The following is a 6806-nucleotide window of genomic DNA, read 5'->3' as shown; positions in this document are numbered from 1 at the left end:
GGGGGGGGGGGGGGGGGGGGGGTGCTCTTGAGCTTGTCTTTGGAAGCCAAGGTCAAAAGCGAACCCCCTCCCAACCTCCCCCTGCTAGCAGGGGGAGGAATCATTTCGTCAACGCAACTCTGGAACATCCACGCATGAACGCACCCGCCGAAACCCGCAAGTTCGAAGCCGAAGTCGCCCAAGTCCTGCACCTGGTCACGCATTCGCTGTACTCGCACAAGGAAATCTTCCTGCGCGAGCTGATCTCCAACGCCTCCGACGCCTGCGACAAGCTGCGCTTCGAGTCGATCGCCAACCCTGCGCTCTCGGCTGGCGACAGCGAACTGCACATCGACGTGAGCTGGGACCCGGATGCGCGCACCGTCACCGTGCGCGACAACGGCATCGGCATGACCCGCGATGAAGTCGTCGCCAACATCGGCACCATCGCCAGCTCCGGCACGCGCCGCTTCCTGGAAGCGATGAGCGGCGAGCAGAAGGCCGACGCGCGGCTGATCGGCCAGTTCGGCGTGGGCTTCTATTCCGCCTTCGTGGTGGCCGACAAGGTCACCGTGATCACCCGCCGCGCCGACGCGCCGGCAGGCGAGGGCGTGAAGTGGGAGAGCGACGGCAAGGGCGAGTATTCGCTGGAACAGGTCGAGCAGGCCGATCGCGGCACGTCCGTCATCCTGCACTTGAAGGCCGACGAGGACGAATTCCTCAAGCGCTGGCAGCTGCGCTCGCTGATCACCCGCTACTCCGACCACGTCGCCTTCCCGATCCGCATGCCCAAGGAGAAGGACGACAAGCCCACCGACGAATTCGAAACCATCAACGCCGCCTCGGCGCTGTGGACCAAGCCGAAATCCGAGATCAGCGACGAGGACTACCAGAGCTTCTACAAGTCGCTCGGCCACGATTTCAACGACGCGCTGGCGTGGACCCACAACCGCGTCGAGGGCAGCCAGAGCTTCACCACCTTGCTGTACCTGCCGTCGCAGCCGCCGTTCGACCTGATGATGGGCGGCCGCGACGAGCGCAAGGGGCTCAAGCTCTACATCAAGCGCGTCTTCATCATGGACGCCGCCGAGGAACTGCTGCCGAACTACCTGCGCTTCGTGCGCGGCGTGGTCGACGCCGACGACCTGCCGCTCAACGTCAGCCGTGAAATCCTGCAGCACAACCGCCAGCTCGACCGCATCAAGGCCGCCTGCGTCAAGCGCGTGCTCGACCTGATCGAAAAGCTGGCCCGTGACGAACCGGAAAAATTCCAGACCTTCTACAAGGCCTTCGGCAATACGCTCAAGGAAGGCATCAGCGAAGACGCCAACAACCGCGAGCGCATCGCCAAGCTGCTGCGCTTCGCCAGCACCAAGGGCGAAGGCACCGCGCAGAACGTTTCGCTGGACGACTACATCGGCCGCATGGCCGTGGGTCAGGACGCGATCTGGTACATCACTGCCGACAGCTACGCCGCCGCCTTCGGCAGCCCGCAGCTGGAAGCGTTCAAGGCCAAGGGCATCGAAGTGCTGCTGATGTCCGACCGTATCGACGAGTGGATGATCGGCAGCCTGAGCGAGTACGAAGGCAAGAAGCTCAAGAGCGTGGCCAAGGGCGACGTGCCGCTGGACGAGGCCGACAAGAAGAAGCAGGAAGAGGCCACGAAGGAAGCCGAGCCGCTGCTGAAGAAGCTCAAGGAGCTGCTCGGCGACCGCGTCGGCGAAGTGAAGGTGTCGGCGCGCCTCACCGATTCGCCGTCCTGCCTGGCGCTTTCCGATTACGAAATGGCCCCGCACCTGGCCCGCCTGCTGCGCGAAGCCGGCCAGGACATGCCGGAGTCCAAGCCCACCCTGGAGATCAACCCGCAGCACGCACTGGTCAAGCGCGTCGAGACGGAAGCCGACGAAGCCAAGGCCCGTGATCTGGCCACCCTGCTGCTGGAGCAGGCGGAGATTTCCGCCGGCGCCCAGCTGCCCGACCCGGCGGCCTTCGTGCAGCGGATGAACCGGGTGTTGCTGGGCTAAGCTGCGCCGCAGCTTGCCGAGAAAAGCCCGCCCACCGGCGGGCTTTTCCTTGCCGGAAACCCGGGCGCAACCGGGCACCTTGCCTCCATCCGCGTTCTCCCCTAGCGTGCGCCGACGGTCTCGGGGATCAAGCGGTGAAAGTGTCGATCGGCAAACGGCTGTTCTTCGCGGTACTGCTGGCCTTCCTCGTGGTGGCAGGAATCGGCGTGGAGCTGGTGCGCTGGAAATTGTCGAACCGCGCGCCACGTCCCTCGACCGATATGCAGGAGGTCAGTGGGCTGGTGGAGCAGCTGTCCGCCCGCTATCGGAAGCACGGCGACTGGTCGTTTCTGCCGGCCAGCCCCGATCAGCGCCGACGCTGGTTCCTCGACCGCGCGATGGCCGCCGAAGCGGATGGCACATCGGTTGCCCGTGACCGGGCATCCCCCAACCTCGACTACCGCATCGGTTTGCTGGACGTTCGCCGACGCCATCTCGCCGGGGTCATCGCGAGTCCGGCACTGGTGGCGATCGCCTCGATCGATACCGTGCAGCGATCGATCGTCGTCGACGGCGTCGAGGTGGGCTATCTCGTCGTGGCCAGATCGCAGAACCCGGACGACGACCTGGCCATCGCGTTTCTGCTGGAGCAACAGAAAAACCTGCTGCTCATTGCCGCCATCGGCGTGTTGCTGAGCGCGCTTGCTGCCGCCTTGCTGGCAGCGCATTTTCGCAAGCCGATCCGGCAACTGGTCGACGGCACGCGTCGGCTGGGGCAGGGGCATTTCGACGTGCAGCTGCCAACCCGGCGCAGCGACGAACTGGGCGAGCTGGCAGCCACGTTCAACCGGGTCGCCGCCAGGTTGAAGGACACCGAACGCTGGCGCCAGCAATGGGTCGCCGACACCTCGCACGAACTGCGCACGCCGCTATCGGTGCTGCGCGCACAGCTGGAGGCGCTGCAGGACGGCATCCGCGTCGCCACGCCCGAGACCGTCGCGCTGATGTTGCAGCAGGTGCTGTCGCTGACCGCGCTGGTCGATGACCTGCATGAACTGGCGCGCGCCGATCAGGGCCAGCTCCAGTACGACAAGGCGATGGTGGATGCTTGGGCCGCGGTGACGGACGTGTTCGCGAGCTTCGGCGAAAAATTTCGGGCGGCCGGGCTCACCGCGTCCGTCGGCGCCGCGCCGTCGTCGTCCACGGTGCTCGCGGATGCGACGCGGCTGCGCCAGGTGCTCGTCAACCTGTTCGAAAACAGCGTGCGCTACACCGACGCGGGTGGGCGCATCGAAGTCGGTGGTGAGCGGTTCGAACACGAGTTGCGCATCACCATCGACGACTCGGCACCCGCCGTTCCAGCCAGCCTTGTCGAGCATCTGGGTGAGCGCTTCTTCCGCGTCGAGCCATCGCGCAACCGGCAGTTCGGCGGCACCGGCCTGGGCCTTGCATTGAGCCGACACATCGTCGAAGCGCACGACGGCCGCCTGAGCTTCGCCGCCTCCGCGCTCGGCGGCCTGCGCGTCATCATCGTGCTGCCGCTGGAAGGTTAATGAGCGCCACCATCCTCATCGTCGAAGACGAAAGCGAACTTGCCGCGATCGTGGCCGACTACGTCAGCGCGGCCGGCTACCAGGCGCAGGTGATCGGCGATGGCAGCGTCGCACTGGCCAGTATCCGGCATCACGTGCCCGACCTGATCGTGCTGGACCTCATGCTGCCGGGCCTCGACGGTCTGTCGCTGTGCAGGACGGTGCGCGGGTTTTCCGCGGTGCCGATCATCATGGTCACCGCACAGGTGCAGGAGATCGACCGGCTGCTCGGTCTGGAAACCGGCGCCGACGATTACCTGTGCAAGCCCTTCAGCCCGCGCGAGCTGGTCGCGCGCATCAAGGCCGTGTTGCGTCGCTCGGGTCCGGCAGCGGCACGCACGCCACTGCTCGAAGTCGATGCCGATTCGCGTACGGCGCGTATCCACGCGCAACCGCTGGAGCTGACGCCGACCGAGTTCAGCCTGCTGGCTGCGATGGCCAAACGCCCGGGCACGATCTTCTCGCGTGCGCAACTGCTCGACCTCGTCAGTCGCGACAACCTTGAAGTCACCGACCGCGCGATCGACAGCCACATCAAGAACCTGCGCCGCAAGCTCGCCGTGCACCTGCCGGAGGTCGACGTGATCCACTCCGTCTACGGGCTCGGCTATCGGCTGGAGCTCTGAGCCGCTTCCATAATCTCTCCACATTCCTTCGCCACCCTGCGCTCGTCGATTACCGACGAACCTGACGAGGAATGCACAGATGAGCAAGCACAGGAAAACCGCAACACGCATCGCCGCGCTGGCCGGCGCCGTCGCGCTGACCGGCGCCGGTCTGGTGCTGTTCGGCATGCCCGGCCACGCGCAATCCGGGCCGCCACAGAAAGACATGACGGTCGACAAGGCCATGCGCAGCGAGGTGGTGGAAAGCATCATCGCCAACCTGAATCAGTCCTACGTCTTTCCGGACAAGGCCGCCGCGATCGGCAAGAGCCTGCGCGCCCAGCTGCAGCACGGCGACTTCGATGCGATCACCAGCGCCGACAAGCTCGCCGACAAGTTGACCGAGACACTGCAACACGGCAGCAACGACAAGCACCTTGAAGTGCGCTACTTCGAACACGCGATCGCCCAGGGCGACGACCAGTCCGACTCCGCCGAGAACAAGGCCGCCGAGTTGGCCGAAGGCAAGCGCTTCAACTTCGGTATCAACGGCGTCGATCGCCTGCAGGGCGACATCGGCTACATCGACCTGCATCAGTTCGGCCGGCCGGCGATGGTCGCCACCCGCATCGCCGCCGCCATGACCCTGATGAGCGACACCGGTGCCCTGATCATCGACCTGCGCCACTGCGGCGGCGGCGATCCGGAAAGCGTGATGCTGTTTGCCAGCTACCTGTACGACAAGCCGACCCATCTCAACGACGTCTACTGGCGCGACGAGAACCGCACCGAGCAGCGCTGGACCACGGCCATCGTTCCCGGCCCCCGCTACGGCCAGTCGCGCAAGGTCTACCTGCTCACCAGCAGCGACACGTTCTCCGGCTGCGAAGATTTCGCCTATGCGCTGAAGAACAACCAGCGCGCCACTCTGATCGGCGAAACCACCGGCGGCGGCGCCCACGGCGGCGGCCCGCACCGGCTGACCGCGCACTTCATGATGTTCGTCCCCTCCGGACGCCCGATCAGCCCGGTCACGCACACCGACTGGGAGAACGTCGGCGTGGTGCCGGACGTCCATTCTTCGGCGAAGAAGGCGCTGGACGTGGCGCAGGTGGCCGCGCTGAAGGCGTTGATCGCGGGGGAGCAGGATGAGGATTGGCGGCAGAGGTTGCAGGAGCGGTTGGGGGAGTTGGAGTGAGTTGATCGGGTACTGGCTGCAGTGATTCGGTGGCAGTGGCGTCCTGTCGTACTTGGCTGCGATCCCGGCGAAAGCCGGGATTGCTCCGCCTTGCCTCATCATCATTCCGGCGAAGGCCGAGATTGCGCCATCTCTCTTCCATCGTCATCCGGCGAAGGCTGGGATCGCACTTGCCCCTGTCGTCCATGGCCAAGAGGTTTCGTCCGCCTCAGCTCGCACTCGGGTTGCCCGTTACGCAGGACCGTGAGTCAGTTGCCCGGGCCCTTGTTCGCCGCTGGTGAGTCGTTTCATTCGCCGGGCGAATCGACACAAGACATCGGACGCGTGATCATTCATGGGGCTGAGGTATCACGCGAATCGTTGGGAGAGGCAAATGAAAGGATTCCGGCCACTGAAGTTGCTGCGATGCTACGCATGCGAGTTTTCTCGCTCGGGCAGCTTTCTCGCAACGCTTTCTCGGGACGTGGTTGTCTGGGATATGGCCACGTGCAAGAAGCGATTTCGAACACATCCTCTGAGTCATCCTTCTCATTGTGCTGTTCATCCGTCTGAAGCGGAAATGGCGGTAAAGAACACATCCGCCGAGATCGTCGTATTGGACACCGAGAAGGGTGAAATCATTCGCGTCCTTGACCTTGGCGGCGTCGAGGGTAGCAATATCTGCTATTCAGCCTGTGGCGAATTTCTGGTGGATGGTTCGTGGAGCGGCGTTCTCACGGTGCGCTCATCCACAACCGGCGCCATTGAGTTCCAGCGTCACTTTCCTGGCGAGATGATTACCAAGGTCGTTCGTGACGACCATTCAGGGCGATGGTTTACGGTTCACTCTCCGGTATCAACGAGAGCGGATCAGCCGGCAGCGCCTGATCACGTTTACGTGTGGGGCTGGCCGATGACAACGCCGCTGCGAACCATCCGGCTGAGACATGCGAATATTGATGATCTATCGATCGCACCTGATGGAAGCACCTGTGCCGTATCTGACCGCGACGTGATCTCCCTTTTCGATGTTGATGGTCTGTCGGTTGTTGCAAGCCTGTCTGGCGTTGCTGGTGTACTTCCGCGGACGCTGGCGTGGTCACCGGATTCACGCATGCTTGCGGCCGTTGTGGGCGAAGGCGTGGCCTTCTATTCGATTCCTGGTCTGGAGCGAATCCATGAAGTGCCGCTCAAATTTGCATGCGATGTCCAGTTTTCGCCCGACGGATCCAAGGTCGCTTGCGGTTCGTGGAGCGGTGGCTTGCTTGTCGAGGCTCCGAATTTGATCGCAGCCCGAGTTGGCGAGAGGAGCGACTGAAGCACTGGCGCCTCGGGGCGATGCGCTTTGTGCCGTGCCGATGTGAGGGGTGCGCGCCGTCTGCTGGATCGACTGGAAGTCTTGAGCTGGCTGAGCTGGTGCGCGGCTGCGCGCCGAATCGAGGTCAAGCTC

The 6806-nt window shown here is 64.2% G+C and carries 5 protein-coding genes; all 5 read left to right on the top strand.

Going from position 1 to position 6806, the window contains the following annotated elements; translation table 11 throughout:
* The first annotated feature begins 134 nt into the window (after positions 1 to 134).
* Positions 135 to 2003 (top strand): molecular chaperone HtpG, encoded by a 1869-nt coding sequence (gene htpG, locus ASD82_RS05900; protein ID WP_056716780.1) that lies wholly within the window; start codon positions 135 to 137, stop codon positions 2001 to 2003.
* 134 nt (positions 2004 to 2137) lie between these two features.
* Entirely contained in the window at positions 2138 to 3535 is a 1398-nt protein-coding gene (locus ASD82_RS05895) for an ATP-binding protein (RefSeq protein WP_056716778.1), read from the top strand.
* Positions 3535 to 4200, top strand: coding sequence for a response regulator (locus tag ASD82_RS05890; protein ID WP_056716776.1), 666 nt, complete (start codon positions 3535 to 3537; stop codon positions 4198 to 4200). Before ASD82_RS05895 ends, ASD82_RS05890 begins: the two co-directional genes overlap by 1 nt.
* Positions 4201 to 4279: 79 nt before the next feature.
* Positions 4280 to 5377 (top strand): S41 family peptidase, encoded by a 1098-nt coding sequence (locus ASD82_RS05885; protein ID WP_082585259.1) that lies wholly within the window; start codon positions 4280 to 4282, stop codon positions 5375 to 5377.
* A 373-nt stretch (positions 5378 to 5750) separates the two neighbouring features.
* Complete coding sequence (locus tag ASD82_RS17665; RefSeq protein ID WP_157599198.1) at positions 5751 to 6674, top strand: WD40 repeat domain-containing protein; 924 nt, start codon at positions 5751 to 5753, stop codon at positions 6672 to 6674.
* Positions 6675 to 6806: the final 132 nt, after the last annotated feature.

The organism is Rhodanobacter sp. Root179, assembly GCF_001428465.1.
GTDB lineage: Bacteria > Pseudomonadota > Gammaproteobacteria > Xanthomonadales > Rhodanobacteraceae > Rhodanobacter.
Note: the sequence above shows the minus strand (reverse complement) of the source record. Positions and strands in the feature narration are given on the sequence as shown.